The sequence below is a fragment of the Demequina salsinemoris genome (genome assembly GCF_000974805.1).
Taxonomy (GTDB): domain Bacteria; phylum Actinomycetota; class Actinomycetes; order Actinomycetales; family Demequinaceae; genus Demequina; species Demequina salsinemoris.
The window spans coordinates 463384-484475 of record NZ_BBQZ01000002.1; the positions used below are offsets into that span (position 1 = coordinate 463384).

Consider the following 21092-nt stretch of genomic DNA (forward strand, 5'->3'; position numbering starts at 1 on the left):
CGTGGGGGAGGACACCACCGGAGGGAAGCAGCCGGACCTGCTCGCAGGGCTCATGCCGGCCGCGCGGATCGCGCGCATCGTCATCGACTCGCCGCTGCCGCACCTCGACGCACCCTTCGACTACCTCATCCCGGACAAGCTCGCGAGGGTGGAGGTCGGATTCCGCGTGAGGGTGCCGTTCGCGGGCAGGCTCGTGAGCGGCGTCGTCATGGAGATCGTCGGTGAGAGCGACTTCGCGGGCAAGCTGCTCTCCGTCAGCACGGCGGCGTACGCGCCGTCGTACACGCCCGCGTCGCTGCGGCTCGCCGAGACGCTCGCCCGCCGCGCGTGCGGCTCCACCTGGGACGTGCTGCGCCTCATGGCGCCGCCACGCGTCGCCGCGGTAGAGAAGCGCGAGCCCGACACCGAGGTGGACCTCGCACGCCTGCGTGCCGCCGCGCGCGAGCTCGGCCGCGCGACCGTGGACGACACGAGCGGGGACGCTGACACCAGGGACGCTGACACCAGGGACGCTGACACCAGGGACGCTGTGACCAGGGACGATGCTCCCGCCAGGCCGCGTCGCATCGTCCGGCAGTGCCTTCCCGACCCCGAGGCGCCGGGCGGCGTGCCGGCCCGCGAGCTCGCGGGCGACGCGGTCGCGGCGGCGGCCGCGGGGCGCGGCAGCGCGATCGTCGTGCTCCCGGACGCGCGCGCGGTCGCGGCCGTCGTCGGAGCATTGCGCGCGGCTGGGCTCGAGCGCTGGACACGCCAGGGCGGCGGGGACTTCACCGTCCTCGACGCGGACGACGGCCCCACCGTGCGCTACGGCCAGTACCTCGCGGCCCTCAGGGGGGAGGTCGCGCTCGTCATCGGCACGCGCCCGGTCGCGATGCAGCCCGTCCCCGCGCTCGCGCACCTGACGGTCTGGGACGACGCACACACCGCCTACGAGGATCCGCACGCCCCCTACCTCCACGCGCGCACGGTCGCCAACGTGCGCGCCGAGTCCTTGGGTTGCGACCTGCTCGTCGCGGGCTACGTCCCTTCCATCGAGGCGATCGCGCTCACCGAGCACGGGTGGGCCACGCTTGAGAGCCCCGACACCGAGGCGCTCCGCTCGGGCACCCCGACGATCGACCTGTGGGACGACTCCCGTCGCGCCCAGGAGGGACCCGCAGGACGCCATTGGATGCCGCCCGGCGTGTGGCGACGCGTGGTCGCGGCGCTCGAGTCGGGACCGGTCGCGGTCGTCGTGCCGCGCGCCGGCTACGTCCAAGCGACCGCGTGCGCGAGATGTGACACCTGGGCCGAGTGCCGCGACTGCGGCGGCTCCCTCAGCCTGCCAGCGCCCGGCGGCGATCCCGTGTGCACGGCGTGCGGACGCACCCAGGCGGACTGGCACTGCCCCGAGTGCAATGGCCCGCGGCTCGCGCAGCGACGGCAGGGCGTCGCTCGGGTGGCGGAGCAGCTGCGGGCGATGGCGGGCGGCGTGGCCGTGACGGTCTCCTCTGCGGCCGAGGGCATCGTCGCCGACGGCGCGGTCGGCGACGGGATCGTCGTCGCGGTGCCGGGCGCGATCCCCGCCGTCGCGGTCGGGTACGCGCACGTGGTCGTGGTCGACGCCGCCGTGATGGCGACAGGGCTCGGCGGCGAGGTCACCGCGCTGCGGCACTGGCTCGTCGCCGCCGCGCACGCGCGCGCCCGCACCGAGGGCGGAGGCGTCTCGATCATCGGCGAGCTGCCCCCTCTGACGGTGCGAGCGCTGCGCAGCTGGCGCGCGGCGGAGGCCGTGCGCGAGGCCTACGACGAGCGCGTCGAGCTCGGCCTCCCGCCCGTGACGCGGCACCTCCGCATCGAAGGGCCTGAGCAGGCGGTGCGCGACGCCGTGCGCGCGTGCGACGCGGAGACCCTCGGCGCTGTCGTGGCCCCCGACCCGCACGGGACGTCGCTGCTCCTGACGCGCGGCGCCGCGCAGGCGTGCGTCGACGCGCTGCGCGACGTGCTGCGCGCGCAGTCCAAGGCCGGCGGCGACGCCCTCCGCGTGCGCGTGGACGGGCCCCTGCGACTGCTCTGAGGCCTCCGCGCGCACCTACGATGGGCCCATGCGCCTGATCTTCGCCGGCACCCCCGAGGTCGCCGTTCCCAGCCTGGAGGCGCTGCTCGCCTCCGACCATGAGGTGGTCGCGGTCGTGACCCAGCCCGACGCTCGAGGACGACGGGGACGCACGCTGCACCCGTCCCCCGTGAAGGAGTTCGCGCTCGCGCAGGGCCTCGAGGTGCTGACCCCGCTCAAGGCCTCGGATCCCGAGTTCGTGGAGCAGGTGCGTGGCCTGAACGTGGACGCGGGCGCCGTCGTCGCCTACGGGCAGATCCTTCGCCCCGCGATGCTCGCCGCGACTCGCCTCGGCTGGGTCAACCTGCACTTCTCGGTGCTACCGGCCTGGCGTGGCGCGGCGCCCGTCCAGCGCTCGCTCATGGCGGGGGACGACCTCACGGGCGCGACGACCTTCCTGCTCGACAAGGGCATGGACACGGGCCCCGTGCTCGGCGTCCTGACCGAGCGCATCCGGCCCACGGACACCGCGGGCGACCTCCTGGAGCGCCTCGCGCAGGCCGGCGCGCCGCTGCTCGCGCAGACGATGTCCGGGCTCGAAGCGGGGGCGCTGATCCCCGAGCCGCAGAGCGCGGACGACGTCTCCCACGCGCCCAAGCTCACGCGCGAGGACGCCTACGTGCGCTGGGAGCGCCCGGCACACGTCGTGGACCGTCAGGTGCGCGGCTGCACCCCGGCGCCCGGCGCCTGGACGACGCTTCCCGACGGGCAGGTGGCCAAGCTCGGCCCGGTCTCGCCGCGCCTCGACGAGCCCGCGACCGTTCCCGGTCAGCTGCGCGAGGCGGACGGCGAGGTCCTCGTGGGCACCGGCACGCATCCCGTTGCGCTGTCGTGGATCGCGCCGGCGGGCCGCAAGCAGATGAGCGCGCGTGACTGGTGGCGAGGCGCACGCCTGCCCGAGTCCGCCGCGCTGGGTGAGGCATGACCGGCGCGGGAGGGCGGCGCCGGGACGACGCGCGTCGGGGCGGACCCCGCCGTTCGGGCGACCACCCGGGTGGCTACCGCCAGAGTGACGCTCGGGCGACGGGCGGTGGCCAGCGCGGGCCGCGCCAGGATCCCGCCCGCAGCGCGGCGCTCGACTGCCTCGAGGCGGTGGACGCGGACGGCGGCTACGCGAACCTCGTGATGCCGCGCATCCTCGCCGACCACCGGTTGGACGGGCGCGACGCCGCATTCGCCACCGAGCTCGCGTACGGCGCGCTGCGCATGCACGGCTTCTACGACGCCGTGATCGCGTACGCGGCGAACCGCCCGGTCGCGAGAATCGACCCGGCGGCGCGCCGCGTGCTGTGGCTCGGCGCCCATCAGATCCTGGGGATGCGGGTCGCCGATCACGCCGCGGTCGGCGAGACGGTGTCGCTCGCGCGACGACGCCTGGGAGTGGGACCGTCCAAGTTCGTCAACGCGATCCTGCGCCGCGTCTCGGAGGCCTCGCTCGAGGCCTGGGAGGCGCGCGTCGCCCCCGGTCAGTCGAGGGACGCGGTCGCGCTGCGCCATTCGCACCCGGCGTGGGTGGCGTCCGAGCTCGCGTCCGCGCTCGAGGCCGACGGCCGTGTCGCCGAGCTCCCGCAGCTGCTCGCCGCCGACAACGCGCCCGCACGCGTCGCGCTCGTCGCCCGCCCCGGCCTGGCCGACGCATCGTCCCTGGTGGAAGAGGTTCCCGGCGCCGCCGCGGGCGCCTACGCCCCGACCGCGGTCGTGCTCGCCGGCGGCGGGGACCCCGGCACGATCGCCGCCGTCCGCGAGCGCCGCGCCGCGGTCCAGGACGAGGGCAGCCAGGTGGTCGCGAGCGCTCTCGTCTCCGCACGCCCCGTGCAGGCGGGCGAGCGATGGCTCGACCTGTGCGCGGGACCGGGCGGGAAGGCGGCCCTGCTCGGCGCCCACGCGGCGCTCGGCGGCGCGACCCTCGACGCGCTCGAGCTGCACCCGCATCGGGCGCGACTCGTCGAGGACTCGGTCAAGGCGATCCCCGCGGGCGTCGTCACCGTGGCCGTGGGCGACGGAACCTCGTGGGGTGAGGACGGCGCCTACGATCGCGTGCTGCTCGACGCGCCCTGCACCGGGCTCGGCGCGCTGCGCCGTCGGCCCGAGGCGCGGTGGCGCAAGGAGCCGCAGGACGTCTCGGACCTCCAGGAGACGCAGGAGCGGCTGCTCGCTCACGCGCTCACGCTCGTGAAGCCCGGCGGGCTCGTCGCCTACATCACGTGCTCCCCGCTGCTCGCGGAGACGCGCGACGTCGTCGCCTCGGCCGCCGGAGCGAGGGTCCTCGACGCGCGCGAGGCCGTCGCGAGCGCCACCGGCACCGAGCCCGCCGACTGGGGGCGCGGACCCCACGTGCAGCTCTGGACTCACGTCCATGGCACCGACAGCATGTTCCTCGCGCTGCTCGAGCGGACGGCGTCGTGACGCCGGTCGCGCGGGCACTAGGCTCAGGAGCCATGGCTATTCAGATCGCTCCTTCGATCCTGTCGGCCGACTTCGCCAATCTCGAGGCCGAGATCAACAGCGTCGCGAATGCCGACTGGGTCCACGTCGACGTCATGGACGGCCACTTCGTGCCCAACATGACCCTCGGACTGCCCGTGCTGGAGAGGCTCGCCGAGGTCTCGCCGCTGCCCGTCGACGCGCATCTCATGATCGAGAACCCGGACCACTGGGCGCCGCGCTACGCGGAGGCGGGAGCCACGTCGGTCACGTTCCACCTCGAGGCCGCGACCGATCCGGTGCGCATCGCGCGCGACCTGCGCGCGCTCGGCGCGCGCTCCTCGGTCGCGATCAAGCCCGGAACGCCGGTCGATCACGTCATCGACGTGCTCGTCGAGTTCGACATGGTGCTCGTGATGACGGTCGAGCCCGGCTTCGGCGGCCAGTCCTTCATGCACCACACCATGCCGAAGGTCACCGCGCTGCGCGAGGCCGCCACCGCGGCGGGTCACCCGCTGCGCATCGAGGTCGACGGGGGCGTCACCCGCGAGACGGCGCCGATCGTCGCCGAGGCCGGCGCCGACATGCTGGTCGCGGGCTCCGCGATCTTCGGCGCCGCGGACCGCGCCGGGGAGGTCGAGTCGCTGCGTCGGATCGCGCAGGAGGCCGCTTCCCGCGCGAGCCTGGTAGACCGGATCCCGTAGGAGGTCTCCGATCATCGACGAGCTGAGCCCGGACGCGCGCCTCGACGCTGAGGCGGCGATGAACCGCGCCGTTCTCCTCGCCGCTCAGGGACCCCTGTGGGGACCCAACCCGCGCGTGGGATGCGTGATCACCGACCGCGATGGCCGCGTGCTCTCCGAGGGTTGGCACCGGGGCGCGGGCACGCCGCACGCCGAGGCCGACGCTCTCGCCAGGGCCGCAGCCGCGGGCGAGGACGTCGCCGGCGCGGTCGCCTACGTGACCCTCGAGCCGTGCACCCACACGGGTCGCACCGGTCCCTGCGCCGACGCGCTGACCGTGGCGGGCGTGTCACGCGTGATCTACGGGGTCGAGGACCCCAACCCCCACGCCTCCGGCGGGGGAGACGTGCTGCGCGGCCGCGGCATCGACGCCGAGTTCGTGCCGCACCCGGGAGCGCGCGAGCTCAACGCGCGCTGGCTGCGCGCCATGGAGCTCGGCCGCCCGTACGTGATCGCCAAGTGGGCGCAGACCCTCGACGGACGCACGGCGGCCGCCGACGGCACCAGCTTCTGGATCACGGGCGAGCAGGCCCGCGGTCACGCGCACCACACGCGCGCCGCCGCCGACGCGATCCTCGTCGGCACGGGCACGGTGCGCACCGACGACCCGGCCCTGAGCGCGCGGCCGCCAGGCATCCACTCGCCCCACCAGCCGCTGCGCGTCGTCATGGGCCTCGCCGACACCTCCGGCGCGAAGGTCTGGCGCGACGACAACGTCCTCGCGGCACGCACGCACGACCCTCGCGAGGTGCTCGACATGCTGTGGCGCAGGGACGTGCGCACGCTCATCGTCGAGGGCGGAGCGATCGTCACCTCCGCCTTCTTCCGCGAGGGCCTCATCGACGAGGTCCACGCGTACATCGCGCCGGCCCTGCTCGGTGCGGGGCCGACCGTGGTCGGCGACCTGGGAATCGGCACCATGACGGCGGCGTTGAGAGGGTCGGACGTGACCGCGACGCGCCTCGGCGCCGATACCCTGGTCACAGCAGTGTTCACGAAAGGACCTTGATGTTCACCGGCATCGTCGAGTCGGTCGGCACGGTCACCGCCGTCACCGACAACGGCGCCCAGTCTCGGATCGCGATCTCCTCGCCGGGCTTCGGCGGCGACTTCGTCCACGGTGAGTCGATCGCCGTCGACGGCGTCTGCCTCACAGTCGCGAACCACTCGGGCGACACCTGGGACGCGGACGTCATGCGCGTCACGCTTCAGACCACGACCCTGGCCGACCTCGAGGTCGGCCAGCGCGTCAACCTCGAGCGCGCCATGCGCCCTGACGGACGGCTCGGCGGCCACATGATGCAGGGTCATGTCGACGGCGTGGCCGAGCTCGTCGCGCGCGACTCCCAGCCGGAGTGGACCGACCTCACCTTCCGCATCCCCGCCGACCTCGAGCGGTACGTCGTCGTCAAGGGCTCGATCGCCCTCAACGGCACGTCGCTCACCGTGGCCGCGCTCGAGGGCGACCTCGCGACCGTGTCGCTCATCCCGACGACCCTCGCGGAGACCGGGTTCGGCGACATGCAGGTCGGCGCGCGCGCCAACGTCGAGGTGGACGTGATCGGCAAGTACGTCGAGAAGATGCTGGAGGCCCGCTCATGACCGCGGAGACGGTCGCGCTCGTCGAGCGCGCGCTCGAGGACATCCGCGCGGGGCGTCCCGTGCTCGTGGCCGACTCGCACGATCGCGAGGACGAGGCGGACTTCATCATGTCCGCCGAGCGCGCGACCGTCGAATGGATCGCGTGGGGCATCCGCCACTCGTCCGGCTATCTGTGCGCGCCGATGACGGGCGACCGTGCCGACGCGCTCAAGCTCCCGCTCATGGTCCCGCAGAGCCAGGACCCGCGCCGCACCGCCTACACCGTCTCGGTCGACGCCGCCGAGGGCGTCACCACGGGCATCTCCGCCGCGGACCGGCACCACACGCTCCAGCTGCTCGCCGACGGCGAAGCCGGCGAGGACGCGTTCATCCGTCCCGGCCACGTGCTTCCCCTGCGCGCCGTCGCCGGGGGAGTGCTGCATCGTCCCGGCCACACCGAGGCCGCCGTCGACCTGTGCCGGCTCGCCGGCGTGTCCCACGTCGGCGTGATCGCCGAGCTCGTCAACGACGACGGCACGATGATGCGTCAGGGATCGGCGACCGCGCTGGCGGACAAGGAGGGCCTCGTCTTCCTCACGATCGCGGACCTCATCGCGTACCGCCGCCACGTCGGCGACCTGCCCGCGCCCGCGGCCCCGCAGCCGCACCGCGTGCTCATGGAGGGCGAGGCACGCCTCCCCACCGTCCACGGCGAGGTCACCGTCCGCGGCTACCGCGACGCCCGCACGGGCGACGAGCACGTCGCGATGGTCGTGCCTCCGAAGGACGGCATCGTGCCGATCGTGCGCGTGCACTCGGAGTGCCTCACGGGCGACGCGTTCGGCTCGCTGCGCTGCGACTGCGGCCCGCAGCTCGACGCGGCGATCGCGCGGATCGTCGAGGAGGGCGGCGCGGTCATCTACCTGACGGGCCACGAGGGTCGCGGCATCGGGATCCTCGCCAAGATCAAGGCGTACGGCCTTCAGGACCAGGGCCGCGACACCGTCGACGCGAACACCGACCTCGGCCTGCCCGTCGACCGGCGCGAGTACGGCGCGGCGGCGGCGATCCTGCACGACCTGGGGCTGGACGAGATTCGCCTCATGACGAACAACCCCGCGAAGATCGAGGGCCTGCGCGCCTCCGGCATCGCCTGCGTGGAGAGGGTGCCGCACCACGTGGGCGCGCATCCCGAGAACGAGTTCTACCGCCGCACCAAGGTGGAGCGGATGGGTCACCTGCTGGGAGAGGACGCATGAGCGGAGACGGCGCACCCGAGATCACGGTCGACGCGGCGGGCCTGACGGTCGAGATCGTCGCCTCGTCCTGGCACACCGAGATCATGGACGGCCTCGTGAACGGCGCCGTGCGTGCCGCGGAGGCCTCCGGCGCCGGCTACCGTGTGACGCGCGTCGCGGGGGCCGTCGAGCTCACGGTCGTGGCCGAGGCGCTCGCCCGTCGCGGCGCCGACGCGATCGCATGCCTCGGCGTCGTCATCCGAGGTGGCACCCCGCACTTCGAGTACGTGTGCCAGTCCGTGACGCAGGGCCTCACCGACGTCTCGCGCGAGCACGCCGTGCCCGTCGGATTCGGCGTCCTCACGGTCGACACCGTCGAGCAGGCCCTGAACCGCGCCGGCCTGCCGGACTCCGACGAGGACAAGGGAGCCGAGGCCGTCGAGGCGGCGCTCCAGACCGCCCTGACGCTGCGCGCGCTGTAGCGGGTCGCATCGTCCCCGCGCCAGGCGGCGCTTCCTCCACCAGGCGCGACGGCATCGTCCAGGCGAGGGGGGCGCGCGGCGTCACCCGCTGTCGCAGGTCCCGGCTCCGCCCCGCTAGGGTGGTGCGCGTGAAGACCTTCGAAGAGCTGTACGCCGAGCTGAGCACCCGTGCTGCCGAGCGCCCTGAGGGCTCCGGCACCGTCGCCCTCCTGGACAAGGGCGTCCATGCCATCGGCAAGAAGCTCGTCGAGGAGGCCGCCGAGTCCTGGATGGCCGCTGAGTACCAGTCGGACGAGGAGACCGCCGAGGAGATCTCTCAGCTGCTCTATCACGCGCAGGTGATGATGATCGCCAAGGGCCTGTCCCTCGAGGACGTCTACCGCTACCTGTAATCGGAGAAACAGTGCTTCGCATCGCCGTACCCAACAAGGGCTCGCTGTCCGAGCCCGCGTCCCAGCTCCTCAAGGAGGCCGGCTACAAGCAGCGCAGGGACACCCGCGAGCTCGTGCTGGTCGACTCGCGCAACGACGTCGAGTTCTTCTTCCTGCGTCCGCGCGACGTGGCCGTCTACGTCGGCTCCGGCACCGTGCAGGCCGGCATCACCGGGCGCGACCTGCTGCTCGACTCGGGTGCCCCCGCGGTCGAGCACCTCGAGCTCGGCTTCGGCGGATCGACCTTCCGCTACGCAGCCGCGCCCGGCGTCGCCGGCTCGGTCGAGGACGTGCAGGGCAAGCGCGTCGCGACCTCGTACCCGCGCCTCGTCAAGCACCACCTCAAGTCCTTCGGCGTCGAGGCCGACGTGGTCCGCCTCGACGGAGCGGTCGAGTCGTCGGTGCGCCTGGGCGTCGCCGACGTCGTCGCCGACGTCGTCTCCACCGGCACGACGCTGCGCGCGGCCGGCCTCGAGATCTTCGGCGACCCGATCCTCAAGTCCGAGGCGATCCTCATCAAGGGCCCCGAGACGACGGACGAGGAGATCGCCGTGCTCGTCGGCCGACTCCGCGGCGTGCTCATGGCCCGCCAGTACGTCATGGTCGACTACGACGTCGCCGCGGATCGCCTGGCCGACGCGCTCGCCGTCACCCCCGGCTTCGAGGGCCCCACGGTCTCGCCGCTGCACGGCTCCGACGGCTCGGCGGTGCGCGTCATGATCCCGCGCATCGAGATGAACCACATCATGGACCAGCTCTACGCGGTGGGCGCACGCGCGATCATCACGACCGAGCTGCTGGCGGTGCGCGTCTAGATGGCGGACGCGACGGCTCGCCTGCTCAACCTGATCGTCGCGCTCACGGACACGCGACGCACGATGTCCAGGGAGGCGATCCGCGCGACCGTCGAGGGCTACACCCCCGTGCCGAAGGGCGCCTCCGAGGATGAGCTCAAGAGGTCCGACGACGCCTTCGAGCGGATGTTCGAGCGCGACAAGGACGACCTGCGCCGGCTCGGAATCCCGCTCCTGACCGTCGAGGACGCCCACGCCAACGTGCTCGGCTACCGCATCGACAGCGCGGACGCCGCGTTCCCGGTGCTCGACCTCACGGCCGCGGAGATCGCGGTCCTGTCGGTCGCGAGCGCCTACTGGGAGGACGCGACGCTCGGGGACGATGCGCGACAGGCCCTCACGAAGGTGTCCTCGGGCACCGGCGCGGGGGCGGGGGAGCGGGTGCTCTCCGCGGGGCGCTCGCGCGCGGCAGGCGCCGCCGTCGGCGTGCTCCTCGACGCGATCGAGCAGCGGCGCGCCGTTCGCTTCGACTACTCGTCCTCCACCTCGGGCCTGCAGGGACGCTCGGTCCAGCCGTGGCGCCTGCTCGCGCGCGGCGGCGCGCTCTACCTCCAGGGCCTCGACACCGTCCGCGAGGGACCGCGGACGTTCCGCCTGTCCCGCATCCAGGGCGACGTCAAGGCGACCGGCCCCCAGCAGTCGTATGAGATCCCGACCGAGCGCCCGGAGGCGTTCTCGCCCCAGCAGGGCGGGACGGCCGTGGTGGCGGCGCGCCCCGAGACCGCGCACGCGCTGCGCGTGCGCGGCACCCCGATCGGGCAGGACGGCGACTGGGACCTCATCAGGGTCGACTACCGGCACGCGGACGCCCTGCGCGAGGAGATCCTCGCACTGAGCGGAGCGGCACGCATCGTCGAGCCCACGGAGCTCGCCGAGCAGGTCGTCGCGCATGCGCGTGCGGCGCTGGAGGTGTCCCGTGGCTGAGAAGGCTCTGGCCCGCGTCACGCGGCTCCTGTCGATCGTGTCGCTGCTCCAGCACCGGGACGAGGCGACGTTCGAGGAGCTCGGGGAGCTGTTCGGCGTGACCGCGAAGCGGATCGAGCAGGACATCAACCTGCTCTTCGTCACGGGCAAGCCCGATGGCATGCCCGACGAGTACCTCGACTTCGACCCCGACGCTCTCGAGCGCAAGGTCGCGCGCCTGTGGGACGCGCAGGGTCTGACCCAGGTCAAGCTCAACGCCCGCGAGGCCGTCGCGCTGCTCGGCTCGCTCGGCACGCTCGTCGAGTCGGGCGCCGCCCCTGCGGCCGCGGAGAGCGCGCTGTCCAAGCTGCGTGAGGCCGTGTCCCTTGCGCCGCTCGAGGTGGTGCCGGTCTCCGAGGTCGATCGGGACCGGGTCCAGCCCGTGCGTGAGGGCCTCGACGCTGGACTCGCGGTGCGGGTCGACTATGTCGACGCTCAGGACCGCCGCAGCGAGCGCGTGATCGAGCCCCACCGCCTGGTGAGCATCGACGGGCTCGGCTATGTCGAGTGCTGGTGCCGGCGTGCGGGTGACTACCGCACGCTCCGGCTGGACCGCATCGTCTCCGCGGAGGTCACGGACGATCCGATCGTGAGGTCGGCGCCCGAAGGCCTCGGATTCTCGCTCGAGGCGCGCCTCGAGGCGCGCGTGGTCGCGCGGCGCGGCGCCCGCTGGGCCTTCGAGGACTTCCCGAACGCGCGGATCGTCGACGACGGCGAGGACGTGGTCGCGGACTTCTCGGTCTCCGACGTCGACTGGGCCGCGGCACGCCTGCTGGCCGTCGGGCCCGCGCTGCGCTCGGTCGAGCCGGCGCCGCTGCGCGAGGCGCTCGCGCGCCACGCCGAGGCCGTTCTCGCGGGGCAGGTCATCGCCCCCTCCTGACGCGGCTACACTGGGCGGGCAAGTAAGCGAGGGAGAGATCATGGGTAGCTTCGGAGCCAAAGAGTGGATCATCATCGCGGTGATCGTCCTGATCCTGTTCGGCGCGCCGAAGCTCCCCGAGTTCGCGCGCTCGCTCGGCAAGTCGGCTCGCATCCTCAAGGAGGAGACGAAGTCGCTCACCTCCGATGACTCCGCCACCGACGCCTCCAGCAAGGAGACCGACGCCGACTCCGGCGACACCAGTGGCAAGTAGGGGCGGTCGCCGCTCGGCGAACCCCGACGCGCGGATGTCCTTGCGCGACCACCTGCTCGAGCTCCGCAAGCGCCTCATCCTGGCCGCGGTGGGCCTCATCATCGGCACCGTCGTCGGATGGTTCCTCTACACCCCCGTCTACGAGGCGCTTCAGGCGCCGGTGATCGACCTCGCTGAGAGGGACGATGCGCTCGTCACCGTGAACTTCGGGGGCCTCGCGTCGGCGCTCGACATGCAGTTCAAGGTCGCGATCATCCTGGGCGCGATCATCTCCTCGCCGTGGTGGCTGTACCAGCTGTGGGCCTTCGTCGCCCCCGGCATGCGCCAGGTGGAGCGTCGCTACACGATCGGCTTCATGGGCGTCGCGGTGCCCCTCTTCTTCACCGGCGTCGCGATGGCCTGGCTCGTGATCCCGCAGGCGGTGTCGATCCTCGTGGGCTTCACGCCCGAGGGCGCCGCCAACGTGCTCGACGCGCAGATGTACCTCACGTTCGCGATGCGGCTGATCCTCGCCTTCGGGCTCGCCTTCGTGTTCCCCGTGCTCATGGTCGCGCTGACGTGGGCCAAGATCGTGCCCGCGCGCGTGTGGCTCAAGGGCTGGCGATGGGCGGTGCTCATCATCGCGCTCGCCGCCGCGATCATGACGCCCACGCCCGACGCCGTCACCATGATGCTCCTCGCGACGCCGATGACGATCCTGTACTTCGTCGCGATCGGCGTCGGCTTCGCTCGAGAGCGCCAGCGTGCCCGCAAGCGCCCCGCCCTGGACGACGACGCGGAGGCGGAGACGAGCCTGTGAGCTCGCTCGGCGTCATCACCAACCCGACCTCGGGCTCGGGCAGGGGAGCCAAGGCCGGCGTCGAGACCCTCGCCGCCCTCGCCGCGCGCGGCCACCGTCTGCACGACCTGACGTCGGGCTCGTGGGCGGCCTCCCTTGACAGCGCCCTGCGCCATCGGGACTCTCTCGACGCCCTCGTCGTCGTGGGCGGGGACGGGATGGTCCACCTCGGAGTCCAGGCGTGTGCGGAGCACGAGCTGCCACTCGGCATCGTCGCCGTGGGCTCGGGCAACGATCTCGCGGCCGCGCTGAGCCTGCCCGTGCACGACGTCGCGGCCTCCGTCGCCGCGATCGACGACGCGCTACGCTCGGCCACGTCGGGCGAGGGCCGGCCTGGCGACCACGGACCCGTCCCGCTCGACGTCGCCGCCGTGACCGGACCAGCGATCGAGCACCCCTCGACACCCCGCTACGTGCTCGCCATCGCCTCCGCGGGCATCGACGCCGCCGTCGCCGCACGCGCGCGCGTCATGACGTGGCCCCGCGGCTCGCTCAAGTACCGGGTCGCCGTGCTGCAGGAGCTGCCGCGCTTCCGCCCTTACGGCGTGAGGATCGAGGCCGACGGGGAGAGCTGGTCGCAGTCGTGCACGCTCGTCGCGGTCGCGAACGGGCCGCTGTTCGGCGGAGGGCTACCGCTGTCGCCGCACTCCTCGTTCGTGGACGGTGAGCTCGAGCTCGTCGTCGCCGAGGGGCTCACGCCCCGGCAGATCCTGCCGTTGTTCGCCGCCCTCGGGAAGGGGACCCACCTCGACGACCCCCGCGTCCGCATCGTCCGGGCGAAGCGGGTCTCCCTCTCCCACGACCCGGACGCGGGACTGCCGCTCCCGCCGGCCTTCGCCGACGGCGAGCTCGTGGGCGGAGGACCCCTGACAGTCGAGGTCGTCCCGCGCGCACTGCGCGTCCTGGGCGCCACGCCTCGGTAGCCTGGAGGCATGAGCACACCGGCGGAGCGGTACGCCGCCTCACGACGCAGGAACCGGCACGGCGACCTGGTCGAGTTCGAGGAGTCGCTGTCCTTCCCGCTCGACCCGTTCCAGCGCGAGGCGTGCGAGGCGGTGGCCGAGGGACGCTCGGTCCTCGTCGCGGCCCCCACGGGCGCTGGCAAGACCCTCGTCGGCGAGTACGCGATCAGGCACGCGTACAACCACAACCTCAAGGCCTTCTACACGACGCCCATCAAGGCCCTCTCGAACCAGAAGTACCAGGACCTTCGTGCGGTCTACGGCGACTCGGCGGTCGGCCTGCTCACCGGCGACACCTCGGTCAACCCCGATGCCGACATCGTCGTCATGACCACCGAGGTGGTCCGCAACATGATCTACGCGGGCTCCTCGACGCTCGACAGGCTCGGCGTCGTCGTCCTCGACGAGGTCCACTACCTCGCTGACCGCTTCCGCGGCTCCGTCTGGGAGGAGGTCATCATCCACCTGGACCAGATGACCTCGGTGATCGCCCTGTCCGCGACCGTGTCCAACGCCGAGGAGTTCGGCGCCTGGCTGTCCGAGGTCCGCGGCGACACCAAGGTCGTGGTGAGCGAGCATCGTCCCGTTCCCCTGTGGCCCCACGTGCTGATCCGCGAGGGCATGTTCGACCTCTACGCGCCGGGCGTCAACGCCCAGGAGCCCGGGCCGAACCCGCGGATCAACCCCGAGGTCGAGGCGATCCTGCGGCGCCACGCGCAGTCCGAGGGGCCGCGCGGCAAGCATGTCGTCGGCGGACGGCGGGGGAGGGCCCGGCGCAGCCCGCCGCGCTTCGCCGTCGTCGACCAGCTCGACCGCCAGGGACTGCTGCCCGCGATCGTCTTCGTGTTCTCCCGCGCGGGCTGCGAGGACGCGGTGGACCAGGTGCGCGCGTCGGGCCTCACGCTCACGACCGACGACGAGCGGCGCGAGATCGCGGCCCTCATCGAGGAGCGCGTCGGGGGAGTGCCCTCCGAGGACCTCGGCGCGCTCGGGTTCCTCCACTGGCGCGACCACCTCGAGGCCGGCATCGCCGCGCACCACGCCGGGATGATCCCGCTGTTCAAGGAGATCGTCGAGGAGCTGTTCAGGCGGGGGCTCATCAAGGTCGTCTACGCGACCGAGACGCTCGCGCTCGGCATCAACATGCCCGCGCGCTCCGTCGTGCTCGAGAAGCTCGTCAAGTGGGACGGCCAGGGGCACAAGGACCTCACCGCGGGCGAGTACACGCAGTTGACGGGTCGCGCGGGACGGCGCGGCATCGACGTCGAGGGTCACGCGGTCGTCGTCGAGCACCCCGGGCTGGACGTGCGTCAGCTGGGCTCGCTCGCGTCGCGGCGCACGTACCCGCTCATGAGCTCGTTCCAGCCGTCGTACAACATGGCGGTCAACCTCGTGCACACGGTCGGCGCCGAGCGGGCACGCGAGGTGCTCGAGATGTCGTTCGCGCAGTTCCAGGCCGACCAGTCGGTCGTCGGCAAGGCACGTCGCGCCCAGGAGCTCGAACGCACGCTCGAGGGCTACGGCGAGGCCGTCGAGTGCGACCGCGGCGACTTCATGGAGTACGCCAGGCTGCGCCACGACCTGAACCGGCTTCAGAAGGGGCAGTCCAAGGCCGTCCAGCGCAAGAAGCGCGAGGCCACCGCGGAGACGCTCGCAGGGCTGTCGCGCGGAGACGTCGTGCGCATCGGCGGAGGCAGGCGCGCGGGCGTGGCCGTCGTCGTCGTGCCCGACGACCGGCTCGAGCAGCCCCGGCCCGTCGTGATCACCGATGAGGGCCGTCAGTTCCGCCTCGCGATCAACGAGCTGCACCACGGTCTCGACGTCGTCGGCGCGGTCAAGGTCCCGCGTCGGTTCGACCACCGCGACGCGCGCCAGCGCCGCGAGCTCGGCCAGGTGGTCGCGCAGGCGAAGGGCACGTTCGAGGCTCCCTCGCGCCGCGGCCAGTCCGCCGCCCCGCACACGCCCGACGCCGAGATCACCCGTCTGCGCCAGCGCATGCAGGGCCACCCGTGCCACGCGTGCCCCGAGCGCGAGGATCACGCGCGGTGGGCCGAGCGCTACTTCAGGACGATGCGGGACAAGGATCGCGTCGTCGGCGAGATCCAGCGGGCCACCGGATCGATCGCGCGCGTGTTCGACCGCCGCTGCGACGTGCTCGCCTCGCTCGGCTACCTCGTGCGCGACACCGCCGAGTGGGAGGTCACGCCCGAGGGCGAGATGATGCGGCGCCTGTACTCGGAGAACGACCTCGTCATCGCCGAGTGCCTGCGCACCGGCGCGTGGAACGAGCTCCAGGCGCCCGCGCTCGCCGCGGCCGCGTCGACGCTCATCTACAACGCGCGCCGTGAGGACGAGCTGCGCACGCCCCGCATCCCCGGAGGGCAGCACGGTGCGCTCGGTCGCGCGCTCCAGGAGACCGTACGGGTCTGGTCGCGCGTGTCGGACCTTCAGGAGGAGCACCGCCTCGGCGAGCTGCCGGCGCCCGCGTGGGGCATCGTCGGCCCGATCCACGGCTGGGCCCAGGGCAAGTCGCTCGACACGGTGCTCGCCGGCTCCGACATCGCGCCCGGCGACATGGTCAGGTGGTGCAAGCAGGTGATCGACGCGCTCGACCAGATCGCCGACGTCGCGCCCACCGAGACGCTCCGCACCCGCGCTCGCTCGGCCATCACCGCGATGCGGCGAGGCGTCGTCGCGTACTGACGTGGCGACGCTCCATTGCGTCCTGACCCGGCGGCACTCCGTCGCGTCCTGGCGCGGCGAGGCGTGCATGCGGGCCTCCCGCGCGCGCATAGGCTGTCCGCGTGAGAACGCAGTGGAACATCCTCGTCTCTGTTGCGTCCGGCCTGGCGATGGCCGCCGCGTTCCCGGACCTGGGCTGGTGGCCGCTCGCGTTCGTGTCGATCGGCGGGCTGTGGTGGGCCCTGCGCGACGTCGGTGCGTGGGGCGGGCTCGGACTCGGCTGGCTCTACGGCATCGCCTTCTTCGCGCCACACGTCTGGTGGGCCTACGTCGCCACCGAGGTGATCCCCTGGGCCGCGCTCTCGATCGCCGAGGGGCTCGCGTGGGGGCTGCTCGGCGCCGCGTGGGCGCACGTGCGGCGCAGCGGGATGCTCGGCGAGGGGCTGCTCGCCGGTCCCATCGCGTTCGGCCTGCTCTGGACCGGGTTCGAGCAGCTGCGGTCTGTGGTCCCCTGGGACGGGTTCCCGTGGGGGCGCGTCGCTTTCGCCATGGCCGATGCGCCGGTAGCGCGGCTCGCATGGCTCGGCGGGGTGCCACTGATCGGATTCGCGGTCGCCGTGGCCGGCGCCTTCCTCGGCATCGCGGTCGAGCGCGGAGTGGGCCGCAAGGTCATCCAGGCCGCGGCCGCGCCCGTGCTGGGCATCGCGGTCGTGATGGTCGGCGGCCTCGTGCCGCTAGACACGCGCGACACCGACGGCGACCTCAACGTGGCCGTCATCCAAGGAAACGTGCCCGATCGCGGCCTCGACTCCTTCTCACAGGCGCGCGAGGTCCTGAACAACCACGGCGACGAGTCCATGGTCGCGATCGAGGTCGCCGACGTCGAGGGCTTCGACATCGACCTCGTGATCTGGCCCGAGAACGCCGCGGACATCGACCCGCGCACGGACGATGAGTCGGCCGAGGTCGCGACGTCCGTCGCACAGGCCGCGGGCGCGCCGCTCCTGCTCGGCACGGTCGACTACTCGTCGGACGAGGGCCGCTACAACACGTCCCTGCTGTGGTCCCAGAGCGGGACCGTGCTGGACTCGTACATCAAGCAGCGGCCGGTGCCGTTCGCCGAGTACATCCCGATGCGTGACTTCGCGCGCCTGTTCTCGGCCGACGTGGACCGCGTGAGCGTCGACATGCTCCCGGGAACGGAGCCCGCGACCATGCAGTTCGCCGTCCCGTCGCTCGACAGGGTGGTCACGCTCGGCACCGTCATCTGCTTCGAGGTCGCGGTGGACGACGTGGTGCGCGAGGCGATCGCGGACGGCGGGGAGCTGCTCGTCGTCCAGACGAACAACGCGACGTTCGGCCACACCGCGGAGAGCACCCAGCAGCTCCAGATGTCGCGGATCAAGGCGATCGAGACCGGCCGCTACACGATCCAGGACTCCACGGTCGGCGTGTCGGCGATCATCGCCCCCGACGGCAAGGTGCTCCAGGAGACGGACCTCTTCACGGCCGAGCACATGCTCGACTCGGTAGGGCTGCGCACGGAGATCACGCCTGCGGTGCGGTTCGGCGGGTGGATAGCATGGGGGGTCCTGATCGGCGCCGGGGCGCTCACGGCGAGCGCGGTGTCGCGCAGGCTGAGGGAGAGGTACGAATGGTGAGGACGCTCGTCATCATCCCCACCTACAACGAGCGTGAGTCGCTGCCCGCGCAGGTGGAGGGCGTGCGCGAGCACGCGCCGGACGTCGACATCCTCGTCGTCGACGACGCGTCCCCGGACGGCACGGGGGAGTGGGCGGCCTCCGTCGCCGCGGTCGACCCGCGGCTGCACGTGCTGCACCGGCCCGGCAAACAGGGTCTCGGCGTCGCGTATCGCGCGGGCTTCGCGTGGGGGCTTGAGCGCGGCTACGACGTGCTCGTGGAGATGGACGCCGACGGCTCGCACCAGGCCGGCGATCTGCCGCGCCTCCTGGCCCGCACCCCTGACGCGGATCTCGTGATCGGCTCACGGTGGGTGCCGGGCGGTTCGGTGAGGAACTGGCCCAAGCGGCGAGAGCTGCTGTCGACCGGCGCCAACACGTACGTGCGGCTCGCGCTCGGCATCCACGTCCGGGACGCGACCGCCGGCTTCCGTGCCTACAGCGCCGACATCCTGCGTCGCCTCCACCTCGACACGGTCGAGTCGCAGGGCTACTGCTTCCAGATCGACATGTGCTGGCACGTGCTCCAGGCCGGAGGCACGGTGCTCGAGGTCCCGATCGAGTTCGTCGAGCGGGCCCAGGGCACGTCCAAGATGAGCGGCGCGATCATCCGCGAGGCGCTCCTCAAGACCACCGCGTGGGGCTTCACGCGGCGTTGGCGCCAGGTGTCCGGCGCCGAGCGGCGGGAGCGGAAGGCCCTCGGGGGCTGAGCTCCCGCAGGCTCCTGACGGGCGCTGACGTCGCGCAGACCCTGCCTCCCCAGGCCGCGCGCGTGCGCGGGTCACCCCAGTCGCCATCCCGTTTGTCCTATTTGTCACACCCCTGTGATGGACTGTGCGAATGAGTTCAGACGACGAGATGGGCGCGGCGTTCGCCCAGGTGCGGGCGGGGTTGGCTGCCTTGCGTGTGCTCGTCGATGGGGTGGAGTCGTGGTCGCAGCGGGAGCTGTTGGTGCGGCAGGAGCAGTTGTGGGCGGTGCGGCGCGAGCTCGATGTCGAGTCTTCGCGGCTGGTGGCTGAGACGTTCCGTCGTTCCGATGTCGATGAGGGTGTGGGGTTTGCTCGTGGGCAGGGGTTCGGGTCGGCGGAGGGGTTCGTCGCGTCGATGTCTGGCGGGTCGACGGCCGAGGCTGGCCGGCAGGCTCGGGTGGGCAAGGTCATGGACGATGCGGAGCGGGCCAGGCGTGCCGAGGAGGCTCGGGCTCGGGCCGAGGAGGCGGCGGCGCGGGCGCGGGCGCAGGGGGACGACGAAGGTGGCGCCGGGCCTGGGGCCTCGGGTGAGGCGTGTGGTGGCGATGAGGCGGACATGCCTGACGGGCCGGTGTTTCCTGTGCTGGCCGAGGCTTTGCGTCGGATGGAGCTGTCGGTCGAGGCGGGAGATGTGATCGGTCGGGCGTTGGTGCGTGTCGCCGAGGTTCTTGACGACGAGGAGTTGGCGGTCTTCGAGCGTGATGCGGTGGCGAAGGCGAAGGGTCTGCCGTTGGTGCAGGTGAGGCGGATGGTCGCGGCCGCCGAGGCCCGTGTGAAGCCCGACGAGCTCAAGAGGCGAGAGGATCGTGCGCGTGAGCAGCGGTCCGCGACGCTGACGGCCAAGCCTGACGGGTCGTGGAGGCTGACTGCGGTGCTCGATCCCGCGTCCGCCGCTCCGATCAAGGCGTTCCTGGACGGCTACGTGCGCTCCGGCTTCCACCAGCAGCGCGACAAGAGCTCGCAGGGCGCGGGTGCGGGCGGTGACGCGGACGGGCTAGGAGCGGACGGCACCGGTGCGGGTGGGAGCGTCCTGGATTGGGGGCTCGCCGGCGGGGCGGGCTCTGATGGTTTCGAGGGCGGAAGTGGTTTCGAGCGGCACGAGGGTTTCGAGCGGAGCAGCGCGGCGCAGATGCGTGCCGATGCGCTCGTCGCCCTGGCCCGTCATGGTGCGGGCTGCGAGGCCTCTCATACGGGCGTGAAGACCACCGTCGTGGTGCGCATGACCCTTGCAGATCTTCAGGCGGGTGAGGGCGTTGCGGACGTCGACGGCATGGACACTCCCGTGTCTGTCGCGACGGCGCGTCAGCTCGCCGCGGATGCTGAGGTGATCCCCGCCGTGCTCGGAGGCGCCGGCGAGGTCCTCGACTGGGGACGCAAGCGACGGCTCTTCACGCGGGCACAGGCGATGTACCTGGTAGAACGTGACGGCGGCTGCGCGAAGTGTCATGCCCCGCCCGACTGGTGCGAGACCCACCACATCCGCTGGTGGGACCGCGACTCAGGCCCGACCGACGTCGCCAACGGCGTGCTGTTGTGCACGTCCTGTCACCACGACGTGCACCGCGACGGCTGGGGCATCGAGATCCGTGAACACCAGGTCTGGCTCATCCCACCGCGACACGTCGACGCCACCCGCACACCCCGACTCGGAGGCCGGGCAGCACTGGACCTCGCAGCATGACGTCGTCTCGGTCGTCGACCCCGAGGATCTCTCGCGCATGCAACGAGCGGCGCCCACCGCGAGGGTGGACGCCGCTCGTGCGTCGTTCAGTCTCCGCTCAGGAGGCCCGCATGCTGCGCAGGTACTCGAGCCGCTCCTCGAGGAGCTCCTCAAGCTCGGGGATGGTGCGGCGCTCCAGGAGCATGTCCCAGTGGGTGCGCGCCGTCTTCTCCTCCTTGGCCTCGGGCTGCTCGCCGTCCCGCAGCAGCGCGAGAGAGCCGCAGTGGCACTCCCACGAGAGCGGCACGTCGGCCTCCACGGAGAAGGGGAACATGAGGACGTGCCCGTTGGGGCAGTCGTAGTGGACCTCGCGGCGGGCCGCGAGCTCGGCGTTCTCGATGGACTCGAGCGACTGGGTTCCCAGCCGCATTCCTCGTAGTGCGCGATCGGCCATGTCAGCCTCCCTCTCCAGCAGACGGGGATGGTGCCTGCTCACAGCAGCAACGAATGCGACGCACCTGATGTTCCAGGCGGTGTCGCTCCGTGCCGCCACTTCC

Annotated in this window: 20 protein-coding genes; 19 read left to right on the plus strand and 1 reads right to left on the minus strand. The window is 72.4% G+C overall.

The window, feature by feature from the left end; all coding sequences use genetic code 11:
- Position 1: 1 nt before the first annotated feature.
- The 19 genes from AOP78_RS15190 to AOP78_RS05795 all read left to right on the plus strand — a co-directional run bounded on the left by AOP78_RS15190 (position 2) and on the right by AOP78_RS05795 (position 20556).
- On the plus strand, positions 2 to 2056 hold the full coding sequence (locus AOP78_RS15190) for a primosomal protein N' family DNA-binding protein (protein ID WP_062202246.1): 2055 nt from the start codon (positions 2 to 4) through the stop codon (positions 2054 to 2056).
- A 28-nt stretch (positions 2057 to 2084) separates the two neighbouring features.
- Positions 2085 to 3020: a methionyl-tRNA formyltransferase gene (gene fmt, locus AOP78_RS05710; protein ID WP_062202247.1), complete on the plus strand. Its 936-nt coding sequence runs from the start codon at positions 2085 to 2087 to the stop codon at positions 3018 to 3020.
- Positions 3017 to 4501 carry an RsmB/NOP family class I SAM-dependent RNA methyltransferase gene (locus tag AOP78_RS05715; RefSeq protein ID WP_062202248.1) on the plus strand — a complete coding sequence of 495 codons (1485 nt, stop codon included), beginning with the start codon at positions 3017 to 3019 and terminating at the stop codon, positions 4499 to 4501. Before fmt ends, AOP78_RS05715 begins: the two co-directional genes overlap by 4 nt.
- A 32-nt stretch (positions 4502 to 4533) precedes the next feature.
- On the plus strand, positions 4534 to 5223 hold the full coding sequence (gene rpe, locus AOP78_RS05720; protein WP_062202249.1) for a ribulose-phosphate 3-epimerase: 690 nt from the start codon (positions 4534 to 4536) through the stop codon (positions 5221 to 5223).
- Positions 5224 to 5281: 58 nt separating this feature from the next.
- Positions 5282 to 6271: a bifunctional diaminohydroxyphosphoribosylaminopyrimidine deaminase/5-amino-6-(5-phosphoribosylamino)uracil reductase RibD gene (gene ribD, locus AOP78_RS05725; protein WP_083979855.1), complete on the plus strand. Its 990-nt coding sequence runs from the start codon at positions 5282 to 5284 to the stop codon at positions 6269 to 6271.
- The gene (locus tag AOP78_RS05730) at positions 6271 to 6864 is read left to right on the plus strand and encodes a riboflavin synthase (RefSeq protein ID WP_062202251.1); all 594 of its coding nucleotides are present in this window, start codon (positions 6271 to 6273) and stop codon (positions 6862 to 6864) included. Before ribD ends, AOP78_RS05730 begins: the two co-directional genes overlap by 1 nt.
- Positions 6861 to 8102 carry a bifunctional 3,4-dihydroxy-2-butanone-4-phosphate synthase/GTP cyclohydrolase II gene (locus tag AOP78_RS05735; RefSeq protein WP_062202252.1) on the plus strand — a complete coding sequence of 414 codons (1242 nt, stop codon included), beginning with the start codon at positions 6861 to 6863 and terminating at the stop codon, positions 8100 to 8102. The genes AOP78_RS05730 and AOP78_RS05735 overlap by 4 nt, the downstream gene beginning before the upstream one ends.
- Entirely contained in the window at positions 8099 to 8563 is a 465-nt protein-coding gene (gene ribH / locus AOP78_RS05740; protein WP_062202253.1) for a 6,7-dimethyl-8-ribityllumazine synthase, read from the plus strand. The genes AOP78_RS05735 and ribH overlap by 4 nt, the downstream gene beginning before the upstream one ends.
- A gap of 128 nt (positions 8564 to 8691) precedes the next feature.
- Entirely contained in the window at positions 8692 to 8955 is a 264-nt protein-coding gene (locus AOP78_RS05745; RefSeq protein ID WP_062202254.1) for a phosphoribosyl-ATP diphosphatase, read from the plus strand.
- Between the two features lie 11 nt (positions 8956 to 8966).
- Positions 8967 to 9809 (plus strand): ATP phosphoribosyltransferase, encoded by an 843-nt coding sequence (gene hisG, locus AOP78_RS05750; RefSeq protein WP_062202255.1) that lies wholly within the window; start codon positions 8967 to 8969, stop codon positions 9807 to 9809.
- Positions 9810 to 10772: a helix-turn-helix transcriptional regulator gene (locus AOP78_RS05755; RefSeq protein WP_062202256.1), complete on the plus strand. Its 963-nt coding sequence runs from the start codon at positions 9810 to 9812 to the stop codon at positions 10770 to 10772. It begins immediately after the preceding gene.
- Entirely contained in the window at positions 10765 to 11691 is a 927-nt protein-coding gene (locus tag AOP78_RS05760; protein ID WP_062202257.1) for a helix-turn-helix transcriptional regulator, read from the plus strand. The genes AOP78_RS05755 and AOP78_RS05760 overlap by 8 nt, the downstream gene beginning before the upstream one ends.
- Before the next feature lie 40 nt (positions 11692 to 11731).
- On the plus strand, positions 11732 to 11944 hold the full coding sequence (tatA, locus tag AOP78_RS05765; protein ID WP_062202258.1) for a Sec-independent protein translocase subunit TatA: 213 nt from the start codon (positions 11732 to 11734) through the stop codon (positions 11942 to 11944).
- 34 nt (positions 11945 to 11978) lie between these two features.
- Positions 11979 to 12743, plus strand: coding sequence for a twin-arginine translocase subunit TatC (gene tatC / locus AOP78_RS05770; protein ID WP_062202259.1), 765 nt, complete (start codon positions 11979 to 11981; stop codon positions 12741 to 12743).
- Positions 12740 to 13705 (plus strand): diacylglycerol/lipid kinase family protein, encoded by a 966-nt coding sequence (locus AOP78_RS05775; protein ID WP_062202260.1) that lies wholly within the window; start codon positions 12740 to 12742, stop codon positions 13703 to 13705. Before tatC ends, AOP78_RS05775 begins: the two co-directional genes overlap by 4 nt.
- A gap of 9 nt (positions 13706 to 13714) precedes the next feature.
- Complete coding sequence (locus tag AOP78_RS05780; protein WP_062202261.1) at positions 13715 to 16447, plus strand: DEAD/DEAH box helicase; 2733 nt, start codon at positions 13715 to 13717, stop codon at positions 16445 to 16447.
- Between the two features lie 101 nt (positions 16448 to 16548).
- Positions 16549 to 18087 carry an apolipoprotein N-acyltransferase gene (gene lnt / locus AOP78_RS05785; protein ID WP_152659423.1) on the plus strand — a complete coding sequence of 513 codons (1539 nt, stop codon included), beginning with the start codon at positions 16549 to 16551 and terminating at the stop codon, positions 18085 to 18087.
- Complete coding sequence (locus AOP78_RS05790; RefSeq protein WP_062202263.1) at positions 18081 to 18836, plus strand: polyprenol monophosphomannose synthase; 756 nt, start codon at positions 18081 to 18083, stop codon at positions 18834 to 18836. Before lnt ends, AOP78_RS05790 begins: the two co-directional genes overlap by 7 nt.
- A gap of 130 nt (positions 18837 to 18966) precedes the next feature.
- Positions 18967 to 20556 (plus strand): HNH endonuclease, encoded by a 1590-nt coding sequence (locus AOP78_RS05795; protein ID WP_062202264.1) that lies wholly within the window; start codon positions 18967 to 18969, stop codon positions 20554 to 20556.
- A 97-nt stretch (positions 20557 to 20653) separates the two neighbouring features.
- Here the strand turns inward: AOP78_RS05795 and AOP78_RS05800 are convergent, their stop codons facing one another.
- Positions 20654 to 20989: an RNA polymerase-binding protein RbpA gene (locus AOP78_RS05800; RefSeq protein WP_062202265.1), complete on the minus strand. Its 336-nt coding sequence runs from the start codon at positions 20987 to 20989 to the stop codon at positions 20654 to 20656.
- Positions 20990 to 21092 lie beyond the last annotated feature (103 nt).

Coding starts and splice junctions, on each gene's coding strand:
- fmt (WP_062202247.1), top strand. CDS start 2,085: ATGCGCCTGATCTTCGCCGGCACCCCCGAGGTCGCCGTTCCCAGCCTG.
- ribH (WP_062202253.1), top strand. CDS start 8,099: ATGAGCGGAGACGGCGCACCCGAGATCACGGTCGACGCGGCGGGCCTG.
- ribD (WP_083979855.1), top strand. CDS start 5,282: ATGAACCGCGCCGTTCTCCTCGCCGCTCAGGGACCCCTGTGGGGACCC.
- AOP78_RS05735 (WP_062202252.1), top strand. CDS start 6,861: ATGACCGCGGAGACGGTCGCGCTCGTCGAGCGCGCGCTCGAGGACATC.
- tatC (WP_062202259.1), top strand. CDS start 11,979: ATGTCCTTGCGCGACCACCTGCTCGAGCTCCGCAAGCGCCTCATCCTG.
- AOP78_RS05780 (WP_062202261.1), top strand. CDS start 13,715: ATGAGCACACCGGCGGAGCGGTACGCCGCCTCACGACGCAGGAACCGG.
- AOP78_RS05795 (WP_062202264.1), top strand. CDS start 18,967: ATGAGTTCAGACGACGAGATGGGCGCGGCGTTCGCCCAGGTGCGGGCG.
- AOP78_RS05790 (WP_062202263.1), top strand. CDS start 18,081: ATGGTGAGGACGCTCGTCATCATCCCCACCTACAACGAGCGTGAGTCG.
- AOP78_RS05730 (WP_062202251.1), top strand. CDS start 6,271: ATGTTCACCGGCATCGTCGAGTCGGTCGGCACGGTCACCGCCGTCACC.
- AOP78_RS05755 (WP_062202256.1), top strand. CDS start 9,810: ATGGCGGACGCGACGGCTCGCCTGCTCAACCTGATCGTCGCGCTCACG.
- rpe (WP_062202249.1), top strand. CDS start 4,534: ATGGCTATTCAGATCGCTCCTTCGATCCTGTCGGCCGACTTCGCCAAT.
- AOP78_RS05800 (WP_062202265.1), bottom strand. CDS start 20,989: ATGGCCGATCGCGCACTACGAGGAATGCGGCTGGGAACCCAGTCGCTC.
- tatA (WP_062202258.1), top strand. CDS start 11,732: ATGGGTAGCTTCGGAGCCAAAGAGTGGATCATCATCGCGGTGATCGTC.
- AOP78_RS05715 (WP_062202248.1), top strand. CDS start 3,017: ATGACCGGCGCGGGAGGGCGGCGCCGGGACGACGCGCGTCGGGGCGGA.